The sequence below is a fragment of the Bacillus sp. MT94 genome, assembly GCF_058792475.1.
The window spans coordinates 676,556-693,715 of record NZ_JBXAEZ010000002.1 but is presented as its reverse complement, the minus strand read 5'-3'; the positions used below and the strand labels follow the sequence as shown (position 1 = coordinate 693,715).

The following is a 17,160-nucleotide window of genomic DNA, read 5'->3' as shown; positions in this document are numbered from 1 at the left end:
TTTTTGTTAAAATAAAAAGATAGGTTAAGAAAAGAAGGGATTTTAATTATGGAAAAAGATGAACGTTTTAAACAGGCCGAGTTTGGTGCTATTGTCGGGATCGTTGGTAATATTATATTAGCAATTGTAAAGGCGGTAATTGGTTATATTGGGAACAGTAAAGCACTGCTAGCAGATGCGGTGCATTCTGCATCAGATGTAATTGGTTCGCTAGCTGTACTTTTTGGATTGCGAGCGGCAAAGCAGCCACCTGATGAAGATCATCCGTATGGTCATGGTAAAGCGGAATCGATTTCAGCGATTATTGTTGCGGTATTATTATTTATTGTGGGACTTGAAATCGCGATTTCATCTATAAAAGCTTTTTCGCAAGAACTAGAACCGCCGAAAGGAATTACGATTTTTGCTGTTGTTCTTTCAATCGTCGTGAAAGAAGGAATGTTTCAATATAAATTCCGATTAGGGAAAAGGGTAAATAGTGATGCAATTATTGCAAATGCATATGAGCACCGTTCAGATGTATTTTCTTCAATTGCAGCTTTAATCGGTATTTGTGCAGCTATACTCGGTGGTAAGCTTGGTATAGACTGGCTTGTATATGCTGATCCGATTGCAGGATTAGTTGTTTCGCTTCTTGTTGTAAAAATGGCATGGAGCATTGGAGCGGAAGCAATTCATGCAACGCTTGACCATGTTCTTCATGAGGAGGATGTTATTCCGCTTAGAGAAGCAGTTCTTCAAGTAGATGGTGTGAAAAAAATTGGTTCTTTATATGCACGGGAGCATGGTCATTATGTTATTGTCGATATTAAAGTGTCTGTAGATCCATACATTACTGTAGAAGAAGGACACCGTATTGGAAAACATGTGAAAGAAATACTTATGAAACAAGATAATGTACAAAATGTATTCGTACATATAAATCCGTATTCTCCAAATTAAACATCATTAACATTTTAGTATATAGATATTGCATCGTAGTTTGCATTATATTGTCACCCCTTAATCTGTCTTGTATAATGAACAGGTTAAGGGGTGATTTCGTGTTACAACCGAAGACGCGTTGGAAAGAAAAAGAATATAATGACGAACGAGTGAGTGAATTAGCAAGTAAATTACAGTTATCGCCACTTGTCGTTTCATTATTCCTCGGTAGAGGACTAGATACAGAAGATAAGATTTTAGATTTTTTAAATACAGAAAATCAAGAATTTCATGATCCATTTTTATTAGAAGGAATGGATAGAACGGTAGAACGTGTAAATAAGGCGATTCAAAATGGAGAACAAATATTAATATTTGGTGATTACGATGCAGACGGAGTAAGTAGTACAACTGTGTTATATCTTGCTCTTCAAGAATTAGGTGCAGAAGTAGAATTTTATATTCCAAATCGTTTTACAGAAGGGTATGGGCCGAACGAAGAAGCGTTTCGTTGGGCGCATAGCGCAGGGTTCTCACTGATTATTACTGTCGACACTGGCATCGCAGCAGTACATGAAGCGAATGTAGCGAAAGAGCTTGGAATAGATCTAATTATTACAGATCACCATGAGCCACCGCCAGAATTGCCAGAAGCACTTGCGATTATACATCCGAAATTAGATGGCGGTGTATATCCGTTTCACTATTTAGCTGGTGTAGGTGTTGCGTTTAAAGTTGCACATGCACTATTAGGCCGTGTACCAGAACATTTATTAGAGATTGCAGTAATCGGTACAGTAGCCGATTTAGTGTCACTTCATGGTGAAAATAGGTTGCTAGTGAAACGCGGTTTAAAACATATGCGTATGACGAAAAATATTGGTTTAAAGGCATTGTTTAAAGTTGCTAACGTTTCGCAAAGTGAAATTACAGAAGAGAGTATTGGCTTCTCAATTGCACCGCGTATTAATGCGGTCGGGCGTTTAGAAGATGCAACGCCGGCTGTACACCTTTTATTATCAAATGATCCTGAGGAAGCAAAAGAGTTAGCCGAAGAAATTGATGAGCTGAACAAACTGCGAAAAGATATTGTAAAGCAAATTACAGAAGAGGCTATCGCTGAAGTTGAAAATAACTTCCCGCCAGAAGAAAACAAAGTGTTAGTACTTGCAAAAGAAGGTTGGAATCCGGGTGTAATTGGGATTGTCGCTTCTAAATTAGTTGAACGTTTTTATCGTCCGACTATTGTATTATGCATTGATCCTATAAAAGAAACAGCAAAAGGCTCAGCGCGTAGTATTGCAGGATTTGATTTGTTTGCAAATTTATCAGATTGTAGAGAGTTATTGCCACACTTCGGAGGGCATCCGATGGCAGCGGGAATGACGCTACATATGAATGATGTAGATGAATTACGTCGCCGCTTAAATGAACAAGCAGATGCAATTTTAACAGAAGAAGATTTTATTCCAATTACAGCAGTTGATGTTTTTTGCAAAGTAGAGGATGTAACACTAGCGGCAATTGAAGATATGCAGAAGTTAGCACCATTTGGTGTTGGAAATCCGAAACCACGTATTGCAGTGAAAGATGCAGAGTTAGAAAGTATTCGCGCAATCGGATCAGATGGCTCTCATTTAAAAATGGCTCTTCGTGATGGACAAGCAACACTGGATACAATTGGATTTGGTTTTGGTGCATATGCGAAAGAAATCTCTCCAGTTGCAAAAGTATCTGTAATAGGAGAAGCATCCATCAATGAATGGAATAATTTTAAGAAGCCACAATTAATGGTACAAGATATTGCTGTAGAGGCGTGGCAATTATTTGATTGGCGTAGTATGCGTAATGCAGAAGCAAATTTAGCAGAACTTCCGAAAGAAAAAATAACAATGGTGTATTTTTCTGAAGAGGTATTGAATAAATTTTCTTTAGAGAGCTATAAAGAGAAGCTCATGCATGCTTCAGAAGTAACGCATTTAGATGATCAATATATCGTGTTACTTGATTTACCAAAAGGAACAGATGAATTAAGTGAGCTATTTAAAGTAGGATTCCCAGCGCGAATTTATACGCTATTTTATCAAGAAAATAACCATCTATTTAGTACAGTTCCTACGAGAGAACACTTTAAATGGTACTATTCTTTCTTAAGCCAAAAAACACCATTTTCTTTAAGACAATATGGAGAACAACTATGTCGCCATAAAGGTTGGTCAAAAGATACAGTAAATTTCATGACACAGGTGTTTTTTGAGTTAGAATTTGTTACAATAAAAGATGGCGTCATTTTTATGGCAGACAAAAAACAAAAGCGTGATTTAATTGAATCGAACACATATCGTGAGAAAATGAACCACTTACAATTAGAAAAAGAATTGGTTTATAGCACATATCAGCAACTATATACATGGTTTGAAACGATTCGTAATCATAAAGAAGTAGAACAGTTAGGGTAAAGGATTTGTATTTACAAACCTTTTAGATCTGAGGAGGATTCAGAAATATGGATTTCAAGCAACATATCGCAATTGTACCGGATTATCCGAAAGAAGGTATTGTGTTTAAAGACATTACACCTTTAATGAATGACGGTAAAGCATACAAAGCAGCAACAGATGCAATCGTTGAGTACGCAAAAGAAAGAGATATCGATGTTGTAGTAGGACCAGAAGCTCGTGGTTTCATTATCGGTTGCCCAGTTTCTTATGCGTTAGAAGTAGGATTTGCGCCAGTTCGTAAATTAGGAAAATTACCACGTGAAGTAATTACAGTTGACTACGGTAAAGAATATGGTAAAGATGTTTTAACAATCCATAAAGATGCAATTAAGCCAGGTCAACGCGTATTAATTACAGATGATCTATTAGCTACAGGTGGAACAATCGAAGCGACAATTAAGTTAGTTGAAGAGCTAGGCGGAGTTGTAGCAGGGATTGCATTCTTAGTAGAGCTTACTTACTTAGATGGTCGTAAAATGTTAGATGGTTACGATGTATTAGTATTAGAAAAATACTAATCACTATATAGGTAAAACTACGGTGATAAAAAGTACCCGTGAATCTCTTGGAGAGGAGCGGGTACTTTTGTATAATTGAACAAAAAATCATGGTGAAATGTCAGTAAAATCTTTTCCTTTTCACAATTCACAATCATTGGGTTATAATGATAGAATATAATTTATTCTATTAAATAAAGATAAAGTCAATTTTCAATAAAAGGTGATTCGATGGCAAATGAGCAGGTACTAACAGCTGAACAGGTACTCGAGAAAGCAAGTCAATATTTAGCGGATGAAGATATTGAGCTAGTGGCACGTGCTTATGAATATGCACGTGATGCGCATAGCGAACAATATAGAAAATCGGGTGAACCGTATATTATTCATCCGATTCAAGTTGCAGGTATTTTAGTTGATTTACACATGGATCCAGCTACGGTATCAGCAGGTTTCTTACATGATGTAGTGGAAGATACAGAGATTACGTTAGAAGATATTGAACGGGAATTTAACAAAGAAATTGCTATGCTTGTTGATGGTGTTACAAAGCTTGGGAAGATTAAATATAAATCTCACGAACAACAACAAGCAGAAAACCATCGCAAAATGTTTATTGCAATGGCTCAAGACATTCGAGTTATTTTAATTAAACTAGCTGATCGTCTTCATAACATGCGTACATTGAAACATTTGCCTCAAGAGAAGCAGCGTCGCATAGCGAATGAAACGTTAGAAATCTTTGCACCTTTAGCACATAGACTCGGAATTAGTACTATTAAATGGGAGCTAGAGGATACGTCACTTCGCTATTTAAATCCCCAACAATATTATCGTATTGTAAATTTAATGAAGCGTAAACGTGCAGAACGTGAAGAATACTTAGACGAAGTAATGACTGGTATTCGTGAGAAATTAAAAGAAGTTGCAATTCAACCTGAGATTTCTGGAAGACCGAAACATATTTACAGTATTTATCGTAAAATGGCACTGCAAAATAAGCAGTTCAATGAAATTTACGATTTATTAGCTGTACGTGTCGTTGTAAATAGTATTAAAGATTGTTATGCGGTGCTTGGAATTATTCATACGTGCTGGAAGCCGATGCCAGGTCGTTTTAAAGATTATATTGCAATGCCAAAAGCAAATCTATATCAATCTCTTCATACGACTGTAATTGGACCAAAAGGTGATCCACTTGAAGTGCAAATTCGTACGAAAGAAATGCACGAAATTGCAGAATTCGGGATCGCGGCACACTGGGCGTACAAAGAAGGAAAAACAGCAGAAACAACAGGTACATTAGAGAAGAAACTCACATGGTTCCGTCAAATACTAGAATGGCAAAATGAAGCTTCTAATGCAGAAGAATTTATGGAGTCATTAAAAATTGATTTATTTTCTGACATGGTATTCGTCTTTACACCGAAAGGCGATGTAATGGAATTACCACTTGGATCGGTTCCGATTGATTTCGCGTATCGTGTCCATTCGGAAATTGGGAATAAAACAATTGGTGCAAAAGTAAACGGTAAAATGGTGACGTTGGATTATAAATTAAAAACAGGCGACATCATTGAAATTTTAACGTCGAAACATTCATATGGCCCAAGTCAAGATTGGGTAAAACTTGCTCAAACATCTCATGCGAAAAATAAAATTCGTCAATTCTTTAAGAAACAACGTAGAGACGAAAATATTGAAAAAGGCCGTGAACTTGTTGAAAAGGAAGTACGTGGTCTAGAGTATGAGATGAAAGAAGTATTAGCGCCTGATAACTTAAAACGCGTCGCTGAGAAATTTAACTTTGCAAATGAAGAAGATATGTTTGCAGCAGTTGGATATAGCGGAATTACAGCTTCGCAAATTGTTACGCGACTAACGGACAAGTTCCGCAAACAACGCGAAGAAGAAATTGTTGAAGTTAAAGAAGTTCGTAAACCGATGAAAATTCGAAAATGGGATTCTGGTGTAAAGGTAAGCGGTGCTGATAATTTATTAATCCGTTTATCGAAATGCTGTAACCCAGTTCCAGGCGATGATATCGTTGGATATATTACGAAAGGCCGAGGTGTATCGATTCACCGCCGTGATTGTGTAAACGTTCATACAGAAGAAGCTGTAGAACGTTTATTAGAAGTAGAGTGGGAAGGTAGCCCTGAAAAAGAAATTGAGTATAACGTTGATATTGAAATTTCGGGTTACGATCGCCGTGGTTTATTAAATGAAGTACTGCAAGCTGTTACAGAGACGAAAACGTATATTTCAGCTGTTTCTGGTAGAAGTGACCGTAATAAAATGGCAACAATTAATATGTCAATCTCGATTCGTAACTTACAACACTTGAAAAAAGTAGTAGAACGCATTAAACGCGTTCCAGAAATTTATGCAGTACGACGCATGATGCATTAATAGGGAGTGTAGAAAGATGAGAGTTGTTTTACAACGATCAAAGAAAGCGTCTGTCACAGTAGACGGTGAGATCGTAGGACAAATTCCGTTCGGTTTAACATTACTAGTTGGCATTACGCATGAAGATACAGAAAAAGATGCAACTTATATTGCGGAAAAAATTGCAAACTTACGTATTTTTGAAGATGAGAGCGGAAAGATGAATCATTCTGTACTTGATGTAGAAGGACAAGTTCTATCTATTTCGCAATTTACATTATACGGAGATTGTCGCAAGGGAAGACGTCCAAACTTTATGGATGCTGCGAAACCTGACTACGCAGAGCGTTTATACGATTTCTTTAATGAAGAAGTTCGCAAACAAGGATTGCATGTGGAAACAGGGAAGTTCGGAGCAATGATGGACGTTTCTTTAATCAATGATGGTCCGGTGACCTTAATTGTAGAAAGTAAATAGTGTTGATAAAAAAGAGAGGGTTATATAATCCTCTCTTTTTTATACATTGTTGTATGTTTTGTTCATTTATTTGGAATCAATAGCAGTTTCGGTTATGTATAACTCTCTCATCAATATGGAACAATAAAAAGTAAAACATCCATATTGAATGTGAGGGATATACGTATGCGTATGAATGAAAAAGGGCATTCTGTTACAAATGGTGCAAATCAACTGTTTAACGTGAATTTTCATGATTTTATTTCAAAAGAGCAAAATAATACTTCAATGGAGCTTGCTTCCGAGTTTGGGATTTCTCTTCAAGATGTAAAGCGTTTAAAGAAGCAGATTGAACGTTCTTAGAGCACTTGACAATCCTACTTAACAAACGTATAGTAATTTTATATTTACATATGAATATAACCGTTGATAGAGAAGAGTAAATGAGATACACATGGAAAGAGAAGGAATGTCTTAGGCTGAAAACATTTCTGCATGATGACTGATTGAATGACACTCTAGAGGTTTCAACTTGAACGGCATATATGCTTAGTAGGGATGAACGCATATTTAAGCGTTATTAAAAAAGTGGAAGCATACGTGCTTCAATTAGGGTGGCACCACGGGTATAATACTCTCGTCCCTACTGTTTAAACAGTAGAGGCGGGAGTTTTTTTATTTTTATTAAGATTAAAACAATTTGAGGAGGAACTGAATATGTCTATTCAAATCCCACGCGGAACGCAAGATATTCTTCCAGGCACTGTTGAGTTATGGCAGTATATCGAAGGGCAAGCACGCGAAATTTGCCGTCGTTACAATTATAAAGAAATTCGTACACCAATTTTTGAGCACACTGAGCTATTTTTACGCGGTGTTGGTGATACGACAGATATCGTACAAAAAGAAATGTACTCATTCCAAGATCGTGGAGAGCGTAGCTTAACATTACGTCCAGAAGGTACTGCACCTGTTGTACGTTCTTACGTTGAAAATAAAATGTTTGGTGATGCAACACAACCAACGAAATTATACTATATCGGTCAAATGTTCCGTTATGAAAGACCACAAGCAGGTCGCTATCGTCAATTCGTACAATTCGGTATCGAAGCAATCGGCAGTAATGACCCTGCAATTGATGCAGAAGTAATTGCACTTGCTGTTGAATTTTACCGCGGCATGGGCTTAAAAAATATTAAAGTTGTATTAAACAGTTTAGGTGACGCAGCGAGTCGTCAAGCACACCGTGATGCATTAATCGCACACTTTGAGCCACGTATCGGCGAATTCTGCTCTGACTGTCAATCTCGCTTAGAAAAGAACCCACTTCGAATTTTAGACTGTAAGAAGGACCGTAACCATGAATTAATGGCAACAGCTCCATCTATTACAGAATACTTAAACGAAGATTCAGCAGTATACTACGACAAAGTACAAGAACTATTAACGATGATGGATGTTCCATTTGAAAAAGATCCGAACTTAGTGCGTGGTTTAGACTACTATCAACATACTGTTTTTGAAATTATGAGTGAGGCAGAAGGTTTCGGTGCGATCACTACATTAAGCGGTGGTGGCCGTTATAACGGACTTGTACAAGAAATCGGTGGACCAGAAATGCCAGGTATCGGTTTTGCAATGAGTATTGAACGTTTAATTATGGCGCTAAAAGCTGAAAACATTGAATTACCACTTGAACATAGCATTGATTGTTACGTTGTAGCGCTTGGTGAAAAAGCGAAAGACCATGCTGCAAAAGTGGCATTCGATCTTCGTAAAGCTGGATTGTCGGTTGAAAAAGATTATTTAGATCGCAAAATGAAAGCACAATTTAAATCAGCAGATCGTCTAAAGGCGAAATTTGTAGCTGTATTAGGAGAAGATGAGCTAGATAAAGGCATCATTAACTTAAAAGATATGGCAACAGGTGAACAAGAAGAAGTAGCGTTAGATGTATTTGCTTCATACGTAGCAGAGAAATTAATATAGGGGGAACTTACAGTGGCTGAAAGAACACATGCATGTGGAAAAGTAACAGTAGAAGCTGTTGGACAAACAGTTCAATTAAAAGGTTGGGTACAAAAACGCCGTGACTTAGGTGGATTAATCTTTATCGATTTACGTGACCGTACAGGTATCGTACAAGTTGTATTTAACCCAGAAACATCAAAAGAAGCGTTAGAAGTAGCAGAAACAATTCGTAGCGAATACGTATTACACATAGAAGGTACAGTTGTTGAACGTGGTGAAGGCGCAATTAATGACAATATGGCAACTGGTCGTATTGAAGTACAAGCAACAAAAGTAAATGTACTAAATGCAGCGAAAACAACACCAATTATTATTGCTGATGATACAGATGCATCAGAAGATGTGCGTTTAAAATATCGTTATTTAGACTTACGTCGTCCTGTAATGTTCAACACATTCAAAATGCGTCACGACGTAACAAAAACAATTCGTAACTTCTTAGATACAGAAGAGTTCTTAGAAGTAGAAACACCAATTTTAACGAAAAGTACGCCAGAAGGAGCTCGTGACTATTTAGTACCAAGTCGTGTACATGACGGTGAATTCTATGCATTACCACAGTCACCACAGTTATTTAAACAGCTTCTTATGGTCGGCGGATTTGAGCGTTACTATCAAGTAGCACGTTGTTTCCGTGACGAAGATTTACGTGCAGATCGTCAACCAGAATTCACGCAAATCGATATTGAAGCTTCATTCTTAACACAAGATGAGATTTTAGAAATGATGGAGCGTATGATGACGAAAGTTATGAAGGATGCAAAAGGTGTAGAAGTTAGTGCACCATTCCCTCGTATGAAATATGCTGATGCAATGGCTCGCTACGGTTCTGATAAGCCAGATACACGCTTTGAAATGGAACTAACAGACTTATCTGAGTTTGCAGCAGGTTGTGGCTTTAAAGTGTTTACAAGTGCTGTAGAAAGCGGCGGACAAGTAAAAGCAATTAATGCAAAAGGTGCTGCAAGTAAATACTCTCGTAAAGACATCGATGCATTAACTGAATTCGTGAAAGTATACGGTGCAAAAGGTCTAGCTTGGCTTAAAGTTGAAGAAGACGGCTTAAAAGGACCGATTGCGAAATTCTTCGGTGAAGAAGATGCAAACGTGTTAATGAGTACATTAGAAGCTACTGCTGGCGACTTCTTACTATTCGTAGCAGATAAGAAGAGCGTTGTTGCAGATAGCTTAGGCGCACTTCGTTTACGTCTAGGTAAAGAGCTTGAGTTAATTGATGAAAGTAAATTTAACTTCCTATGGGTAACTGATTGGCCACTTCTTGAGTACGATGAAGATGCAAATCGTTATTTCGCAGCTCATCACCCATTCACAATGCCATTCCGTGAAGACGTTGAGCTACTAGAAACAGCGCCAGAAAAAGCACGTGCACAAGCATATGACCTTGTATTAAACGGTTATGAGCTTGGTGGTGGATCACTTCGTATTTACGAGCGTGACGTACAAGAAAAAATGTTCAAAGCACTTGGATTCTCACAAGAAGAAGCGCAAGAGCAATTCGGATTCTTATTAGAAGCATTCGAATACGGTACACCACCACACGGCGGAATCGCATTAGGTTTAGATCGTCTTGTTATGTTACTTGCAGGCCGTACGAACCTTCGTGATACAATTGCATTCCCAAAAACAGCAAGCGCAAGCTGCTTATTAACAGAAGCTCCAAGCCCAGTTGCAGAAGCACAGCTTGAAGAGTTAAACTTAAAATTAAGCTTAAAAGAAGAAAAGTAAGAATAGGGTCTAGATGGTTATACTATAACCATCTAGACTTTTTTAATGGATAATTAAAAGAAGAAACAAAATCCCGGTTTACACTATGTTTTCATTATCGAAATATGTATTTTTAGGAATTCTATAACTTTTTCTATACAAATAGTCGGAAAAACGCTAGAATACATGGTAGACCATTTTTGTAATAGGAGTGTAGAGCTGAATGTTACATCAATTTTCACGTAATGAATTAGCCTTCGGTAAAGAAGGACTTGAAATATTAAAAAATAGTACAGTCGGTATTTTAGGAATTGGCGGCGTAGGTTCATTTTCAGCTGAAGCGTTAGCGCGTTCTGGAGTAGGACGTCTCGTATTAGTTGATAAAGACGTTGTAGATATTACAAACGTAAACCGTCAAATTCACGCTTTAGTATCTACTGTAGGACGTTCAAAAGTAGAATTAATGAAAGAGCGTATTGCAGACATTAATCCGGAATGTGAAGTAATTGGATTAGAAATGTTTTATACAGATGAAACATATGAAGAGTTCTTTAAACACGGTTTAGATTTCGTAGTGGATGCATCTGATACGATTACGTTCAAAATCCATTTAATTAAACAATGTTTACGTCGTAAAATTAAAATTATCTCATGTATGGGTGCAGCAAATAAAATGGACCCAACTCGTTTCCGTATTGCGGACATTTCTAAAACACATACAGATCCAATTGCGAAAGTAATTCGTACGAAGCTTCGTAAAGAGGGTATTAAAAAAGGTGTAAAAGTTGTCTTCTCTGACGAAAACCCAATCGTAATTCGTGAAGAAGTACGTAAAGAAATCGTACCAGACGAGAATGCAAAAATTCGTAAAGCGAAATTACCGCCTTCATCAAATGCATTCGTACCATCTGTGGCAGGCTTAATTATGGCAAGTCACGTTGTACGTGAACGTATTAAAAATGTAGAAGTGAAACGTGTAGGGCAAGAATAAAAGAAAAGCATATATCCATTTTGGATATATGCTTTTTTATATGTATTAAAGAAATATGGATATTTGCATCACTACTAGTTCAAATGTAAGTAAGGTTAGTAAGTAATAATCATATTTATCTGATTTATAGGCGGATGTCTTTTTTAGACTGTTAATGGTGAAAAGAGCTAAAGTCAGGACGAGAAGGCCAAGAGTTATTTTGAAGATTATTAATGAAATAGCAACCATCTCCCTTTAAAGGTATATGGTTATAATAACATTTTAGTAAAAATTATCCAATGTGTTTTAGGAGTTTTCTTGTATGACAGGGAGTAATGTTATTGTAAATCTTTGTCATTAAATCGATCTCCTTTATTGAATCGTTGATATATTGCAAGTTGTGATAGATATATTTGAAAAATCGTTGATATATTGCAAGTTGTGATAGATATATTCGAAAAACCGTTGATATATTGCAAGTTACAATAGATATATTCGAAAAATCGTTGATATAAATTTATTTACCGACATGTATATATATATGGTTTACCGAAAATAAACAAGGATGTCACTTAGTCAAAAAAGTGACATCCTTGTTTTTAATTCTCTGCAGAATATATAATATCTAAATTTCCATTTTGATCTGTCTTGAAAATGGGAGCAATCTGTTCTTCTTGTTCTTCAACCGAAACAAGTTTTCGAGCGCGATCCATAATTCGAACAAGCATCGCGTAATCTTCTTCGATTGCTTGTTGTTTTTTTGTGAGTACCGCTAATTTCGTTTCAAGTTCATGATTCGTTTTTTGCAGAGAAGTGAGCTGAGCTTGTAATACATCATTTTCAGTTTGCAACTTTGCAAGTGAAGGATTGTTATGTTCTAAATTTTGTAAAAATGAGATGACATTTTGCATTGTAAGATCTTGTTTACTTGGCGTAATATCTTCTGAAAAATCGGCGTCAATTACGAGTTGTTTCGTTTTCGTGAACCGATCTTTTTCTATATTAGCTTCAGAACGTTTTAATTCTTTACGTTGTTTTTTTGCAAGCTGCACCGCATCTTCGTAATTCGGTCTTACTTCAGCATTCCATCTAAAACCACAAGCTGCGGAAGTGCGGTTTAAAGCGTCGCCAACTTCATCAAACGCTTTTATTTGTGTACTTCCGCTGCGAATATGTCGCAAAACAGTTTCTGCTAAAAGGAGATCATCTTCTTTTGTCCATGCATCTTGACGTGTTTTCATAAGCGAAGCCTCCATAATGGTGACGTTTTCGTTTATGTTACCCTTTATTTTTCGTTTTATTCGAAGTTTGTAATCTTTCATAAACAGTAGAAAGTGCTTGCTCAAATTTCCCTGTCGTTTTCGGTTTATAATATTGCTTGTTTTTTATTTTATCAGGTAAGTATTGTTGCCTTACCCAGCCATTTGGATGGTCGTGTGGATATAAATATCCAATGCCTCTTCCGAGTGATTCTGCGCCTTTGTAATGACTATCTTTTAAATGGCTTGGAATGTCACCTGTTTGACCGTTGCGTAAATCGTGTAATGCAGCATCAAGTGCTTTATAAGCTGAATTTGATTTTGGTGATAAGCATAGCTCTATAACGGCATTTGCAAGTGGGATGCGTGCTTCTGGGAATCCAACTCGTTCAGCTGATTCAATTGCAGCTAGTGTACGCGGTCCAGCTTGTGGGCTAGCAAGTCCAATATCTTCATAAGCCATAATAAGAAGGCGTCTGCCAATACTTTGTAAATCACCTGCTTCAATAAGGCGTGCTAAATAATGGAGCGCTGCATTTACATCACTTCCGCGTACTGATTTTTGAAATGCTGATAATACGTCATAATGAGCATCGCCGCCTTTGTCGTGAACGAAGCTCTTCTTTTGTAAGCATTCTTCTGCAATCTCGAGTGTGATTTCAGCCGCTTGATCGTCTGTAGTAAAGCTAGATAATACAGCAAGTTCAAGTGCGTTATAAGCGGAACGCATATCACCACCAGAGGCATTTGCAAAATGATGTAGTGCTTCATCTGTTACCGTTACAGCATATTCTCCAAGGCCTTTTTCTTTATCTTCTAAAGCTCTTTTTAACCCAATTAAAATATCATCTTCTGTTAGTGCGTGTAATTCGAAAATTTGACACCTGCTTCGAATAGCGGAGTTTATTGCATGGAATGGATTACTTGTCGTTGCACCAATTAAAGTAAGAAGTCCGCTTTCTAAGTGAGGTAATAGAAAGTCTTGCTTTGCTTTATCTAGACGGTGAACTTCATCTAGAATTAAAACGAGGTGTCGATGCATCTTTGCTTCTTGTACGACAACTTCCATATCTTTTTTATTGTGAGTAACAGCGTTTAATAGACGAAACGGGGTACCGGTACTTCCTGCAATTGCACTGGCAATGGATGTTTTTCCTGTACCTGGAGGACCGTATAAAATCATAGATTGAAAATGATTTGCTTGGACCATTCGCCATAAAATCTTTCCTTCACCAACTAAATGTTGTTGCCCAATAATTTCTTGAATATTTGTAGGGCGCATTCGATGTGCGAGTGGTTGTTTCATTTAGACCGTCTCCCTTAATATATAATCTCGTTCTATCGTATCATTTTTTTCTACGAAATTTGAAATAGGATGCTGTTTTATGGGAAAAATGAAGAAGAATATTTTCATTTTTCTTTCAATTGTAATAATTCCCGAGTTTTTCAATGTGATTTTATGTTATCATTTTGATACACAAGTTGAAATTTCTTATAATACTATATTATGCTATAATTTCATAGGATTTTAAATTGTGTACTTTTTATAAATAAGATATAACCAATAGAAGTGAAAATTTGAAAAGAGGTGCAAAATAGATGAAGATTTCAACAAAAGGCCGCTATGGCTTAACAATTATGATTGATCTTGCGAAAAAGTTTGGTGAAGGTCCGATTTCATTAAAATCAATTGCGCAGGCGCATGACTTATCCGAGCATTACTTAGAGCAATTAATTTCACCACTTCGTAACGCTCGTCTTGTAAAGAGTACGCGCGGGGCATATGGCGGATATGTATTATCTGATCAACCGGCTAACATTACAGCTGGGGATGTAATCCGTGTATTAGAGGGACCGATTAGTGTTGTAGAAATGATAGAAGAAGAAGAGCCAGCACAGCGCCAGTTATGGATGCGTGTTCGTGATGCGGTGCAAGAAGTGTTAGATAGTACAACGTTAGAAGATTTAGTACGTTATGAGGAAGAAAATCACGGGGGCTATATGTTTTACATTTAATTCCTTGTGAAACGATTTGGAAAGAAGGAGATTTAATGGAACGCATTTACTTAGATCATGCTGCGACATCTCCGACTCACCCAGAAGTGGTCGAAAAGATGATTCCATATATGACAGAAATATTCGGGAACCCGTCTAGTATTCACTTTTATGGACGTCAAACTCGTCACACAGTAGATGGGGCGAGACGAGTGTGTGCACGCAGCATTCATGCGAATCCGAATGAAATTATATTTACGAGTGGTGGTACAGAAGCTGATAATTTAGCGCTTATAGGTGTAGCACGTGCGAACCGTCATAAAGGTAACCACATAATAACGACGCAAATTGAACATCATGCGATTTTGCATACGTGCGAATTGTTAGAGCGTGAAGGGTTTGAAGTGACATATTTACCTGTCGATGAAACAGGACGCATTCAAGTTTCTGACATACAAAAGGCATTAACAGAAGAGACGATTCTTGTATCTATTATGTTTGGGAATAATGAAGTAGGGACAATGCAACCAATTGTGGAAATAGGAAAGCTGCTAAAAGAGCATCAAGCTTATTTCCATACAGATGCGGTACAAGCTTACGGTTTAGTAGAAATTAATGTGAAAGAGTTTGGTATTGATTTATTATCAATTTCAGCTCATAAAATTAATGGGCCAAAAGGTGTAGGGTTCTTATTCGCTGGTGCAAATGTGAAATTTGAGCCGTTATTAATAGGCGGAGAGCAAGAAAGAAAACGCCGTGCTGGTACGGAAAATGTGCCTAGTATTGCTGGGCTTCAGCATGCAATTCTTATAGCTGAAAAAACTCGTGAGCAAAAAAATGCCCAATATGAAGAGTTTAAAGATATAATGGTATCTGTCTTCAAAAATGAAGGCATTACTTTCGAGGTAAACGGAAACTTAGAACATCGCTTACCGCATGTACTTAATGTAAGTTTTACAGGAATGAACATTGAACCGTTTCTTGTGAACTTAGACCTAGCTGGCATTGCAGTATCAAGTGGTTCTGCTTGTACAGCTGGTTCGATTGATCCATCACATGTATTAGTAGCGATGTTTGGAAAAGACTCCGATCAAATACGTTCATCCGTACGCTTTAGTTTTGGACTTGGAAATACGAAAGAGCAAATTGAAAAAGCGGCGTACGAAACAGTGAAAATCGTGAAGCGATTAACACAAAATTAGCATGGGAGGTGACATGATGAACAAACTACCTCACGAAACACGCGTTGTCATCGGAATGTCCGGTGGCGTCGATTCATCTGTAGCAGCACTTTTATTAAAAGAGCAAGGTTATGATGTAATCGGAATTTTTATGAAAAACTGGGATGATACAGATGAGAATGGTGTCTGCACAGCAACAGAAGATTACAATGATGTAATTGAAGTGTGTAACCAAATTGGTATTCCGTATTATGCAGTAAACTTTGAAAAACAATACTGGGATAAAGTATTTACGTACTTCTTAGATGAGTACCGAGCTGGTCGTACACCAAACCCAGATGTAATGTGTAATAAAGAAATTAAATTTAAAGCATTTTTAGAGCATGCAATTGCGCTTGGTGCCGATTATGTAGCAACAGGTCATTATGCACGCGTTGCTTATATGGACGGCGAATATAAAATGCTTCGCGGCGTTGATGACAATAAAGATCAAACATACTTCTTAAATCAATTAAGCCAAGAGCAATTATCAAAAACAATGTTCCCGTTAGGTGAACTGAAGAAACCACAAATTCGTGAAATGGCGAAAGAAGCTGGCTTAGCGACAGCGGCGAAAAAAGATAGTACAGGTATTTGCTTCATTGGTGAGCGTAACTTTAAAGATTTCTTAAGTAACTACTTACCAGCACAACCAGGTGTAATGCAAACATTATCTGGTGAAGTGAAAGGGAAGCATGACGGTTTAATGTATTATACAATTGGACAACGTCATGGTCTTGGAATTGGTGGTAATGGTGATCCATGGTTTGCTGTTGGAAAAAATCTAAAAGAAAACATTTTATATGTTGATCAAGGATTCCATAACGAACTTCTATATGGTGATGAAGTTATTGCTACGAATGTAGGATGGGTAAGTAACAAAGAAAAAGAAACAGAATTTAAGTGCACGGCGAAATTCCGTTATCGTCAAGAAGACAATAAAGTAACGGTTCAAATCGTTGATGAAAATACAGTTCGTATTCTTTGTGATGAGCCAATTCGTGCAATTACACCAGGACAAGCAGTCGTTTTCTATGATGGAGATGAGTGCTTAGGCGGTGCTACAATTGATGAAGTATACCGTAGTGGTAAGAAATTGGATTATTTAGGATAAATGAGAAGCCTCTGCCGATTAGCGGTTAGAGGTTTCTTTTACATAAAGCGAATTTTCGTTCGCTTGGAAAATACAT

At 37.2% G+C, this 17,160-nt stretch carries 14 protein-coding genes and 1 other annotated feature; of the genes, 12 read left to right on the top strand and 2 right to left on the bottom strand.

What is annotated here, in order from left to right; genetic code table 11:
* Positions 1-48 precede the first annotated feature (48 nt).
* From AC1Q51_RS09325 to AC1Q51_RS09285, 9 genes are all read left to right on the top strand, one after another.
* Positions 49-942, top strand: a complete 894-nt coding sequence (locus tag AC1Q51_RS09325) for a cation diffusion facilitator family transporter (RefSeq protein ID WP_000409746.1) — start codon at positions 49-51, stop codon at positions 940-942.
* Positions 943-1,043: 101 nt separating this feature from the next.
* Positions 1,044-3,383 (top strand): single-stranded-DNA-specific exonuclease RecJ, encoded by a 2,340-nt coding sequence (recJ, locus tag AC1Q51_RS09320; protein WP_492331470.1) that lies wholly within the window; start codon positions 1,044-1,046, stop codon positions 3,381-3,383.
* Positions 3,384-3,430: 47 nt separating this feature from the next.
* Positions 3,431-3,943, top strand: a complete 513-nt coding sequence (locus AC1Q51_RS09315; RefSeq protein ID WP_000346215.1) for an adenine phosphoribosyltransferase — start codon at positions 3,431-3,433, stop codon at positions 3,941-3,943.
* A gap of 210 nt (positions 3,944-4,153) precedes the next feature.
* A complete protein-coding gene (gene relA / locus AC1Q51_RS09310; protein ID WP_033695602.1) occupies positions 4,154-6,334 on the top strand; it encodes a GTP diphosphokinase in 2,181 nt (726 codons plus the stop codon).
* A 16-nt stretch (positions 6,335-6,350) separates the two neighbouring features.
* On the top strand, positions 6,351-6,791 hold the full coding sequence (locus tag AC1Q51_RS09305; RefSeq protein WP_001266965.1) for a D-tyrosyl-tRNA(Tyr) deacylase: 441 nt from the start codon (positions 6,351-6,353) through the stop codon (positions 6,789-6,791).
* A 165-nt stretch (positions 6,792-6,956) separates the two neighbouring features.
* The gene (locus AC1Q51_RS09300) at positions 6,957-7,133 is read left to right on the top strand and encodes a hypothetical protein (RefSeq protein WP_001242605.1); all 177 of its coding nucleotides are present in this window, start codon (positions 6,957-6,959) and stop codon (positions 7,131-7,133) included.
* 54 nt (positions 7,134-7,187) lie between these two features.
* Positions 7,188-7,418, top strand: a binding site (T-box leader).
* Positions 7,419-7,487: 69 nt separating this feature from the next.
* Complete coding sequence (gene hisS / locus AC1Q51_RS09295) at positions 7,488-8,759, top strand: histidine--tRNA ligase (protein WP_000027079.1); 1,272 nt, start codon at positions 7,488-7,490, stop codon at positions 8,757-8,759.
* Between the two features lie 12 nt (positions 8,760-8,771).
* A complete protein-coding gene (aspS, locus tag AC1Q51_RS09290; RefSeq protein ID WP_492331469.1) occupies positions 8,772-10,547 on the top strand; it encodes an aspartate--tRNA ligase in 1,776 nt (591 codons plus the stop codon).
* Positions 10,548-10,749: 202 nt separating this feature from the next.
* On the top strand, positions 10,750-11,517 hold the full coding sequence (locus AC1Q51_RS09285; protein WP_000903182.1) for a tRNA threonylcarbamoyladenosine dehydratase: 768 nt from the start codon (positions 10,750-10,752) through the stop codon (positions 11,515-11,517).
* A 578-nt stretch (positions 11,518-12,095) separates the two neighbouring features.
* On the opposite strand, the gene AC1Q51_RS09280 is transcribed toward AC1Q51_RS09285, so the two are convergent.
* Both AC1Q51_RS09280 and AC1Q51_RS09275 read right to left on the bottom strand, forming a co-directional pair.
* Positions 12,096-12,737, bottom strand: coding sequence for an RsfA family transcriptional regulator (locus AC1Q51_RS09280; RefSeq protein WP_000857709.1), 642 nt, complete (start codon positions 12,735-12,737; stop codon positions 12,096-12,098).
* 37 nt (positions 12,738-12,774) lie between these two features.
* Positions 12,775-14,061 carry a replication-associated recombination protein A gene (locus tag AC1Q51_RS09275; protein WP_000812919.1) on the bottom strand — a complete coding sequence of 429 codons (1,287 nt, stop codon included), beginning with the start codon at positions 14,059-14,061 and terminating at the stop codon, positions 12,775-12,777.
* Between the two features lie 293 nt (positions 14,062-14,354).
* On the opposite strand from AC1Q51_RS09275, the gene cymR reads away from it, so the two are divergent.
* From cymR to mnmA, 3 genes are read left to right on the top strand one after another with little or no spacing between them, the layout of a single operon-like run.
* Positions 14,355-14,771 (top strand): cysteine metabolism transcriptional regulator CymR, encoded by a 417-nt coding sequence (gene cymR / locus AC1Q51_RS09270; protein WP_000704116.1) that lies wholly within the window; start codon positions 14,355-14,357, stop codon positions 14,769-14,771.
* Positions 14,772-14,806: 35 nt separating this feature from the next.
* Complete coding sequence (locus AC1Q51_RS09265; RefSeq protein ID WP_053563619.1) at positions 14,807-15,952, top strand: cysteine desulfurase family protein; 1,146 nt, start codon at positions 14,807-14,809, stop codon at positions 15,950-15,952.
* Between the two features lie 16 nt (positions 15,953-15,968).
* On the top strand, positions 15,969-17,084 hold the full coding sequence (gene mnmA / locus AC1Q51_RS09260) for a tRNA 2-thiouridine(34) synthase MnmA (RefSeq protein ID WP_001038010.1): 1,116 nt from the start codon (positions 15,969-15,971) through the stop codon (positions 17,082-17,084).
* Positions 17,085-17,160: the final 76 nt, after the last annotated feature.

Coding starts and splice junctions, on each gene's coding strand:
- AC1Q51_RS09325 (WP_000409746.1), top strand. CDS start 49: ATGGAAAAAGATGAACGTTTTAAACAGGCCGAGTTTGGTGCTATTGTC.
- AC1Q51_RS09315 (WP_000346215.1), top strand. CDS start 3,431: ATGGATTTCAAGCAACATATCGCAATTGTACCGGATTATCCGAAAGAA.
- relA (WP_033695602.1), top strand. CDS start 4,154: ATGGCAAATGAGCAGGTACTAACAGCTGAACAGGTACTCGAGAAAGCA.
- AC1Q51_RS09305 (WP_001266965.1), top strand. CDS start 6,351: ATGAGAGTTGTTTTACAACGATCAAAGAAAGCGTCTGTCACAGTAGAC.
- AC1Q51_RS09300 (WP_001242605.1), top strand. CDS start 6,957: ATGCGTATGAATGAAAAAGGGCATTCTGTTACAAATGGTGCAAATCAA.
- hisS (WP_000027079.1), top strand. CDS start 7,488: ATGTCTATTCAAATCCCACGCGGAACGCAAGATATTCTTCCAGGCACT.
- AC1Q51_RS09285 (WP_000903182.1), top strand. CDS start 10,750: ATGTTACATCAATTTTCACGTAATGAATTAGCCTTCGGTAAAGAAGGA.
- AC1Q51_RS09280 (WP_000857709.1), bottom strand. CDS start 12,737: ATGAAAACACGTCAAGATGCATGGACAAAAGAAGATGATCTCCTTTTA.
- AC1Q51_RS09275 (WP_000812919.1), bottom strand. CDS start 14,061: ATGAAACAACCACTCGCACATCGAATGCGCCCTACAAATATTCAAGAA.
- cymR (WP_000704116.1), top strand. CDS start 14,355: ATGAAGATTTCAACAAAAGGCCGCTATGGCTTAACAATTATGATTGAT.
- AC1Q51_RS09265 (WP_053563619.1), top strand. CDS start 14,807: ATGGAACGCATTTACTTAGATCATGCTGCGACATCTCCGACTCACCCA.
- mnmA (WP_001038010.1), top strand. CDS start 15,969: ATGAACAAACTACCTCACGAAACACGCGTTGTCATCGGAATGTCCGGT.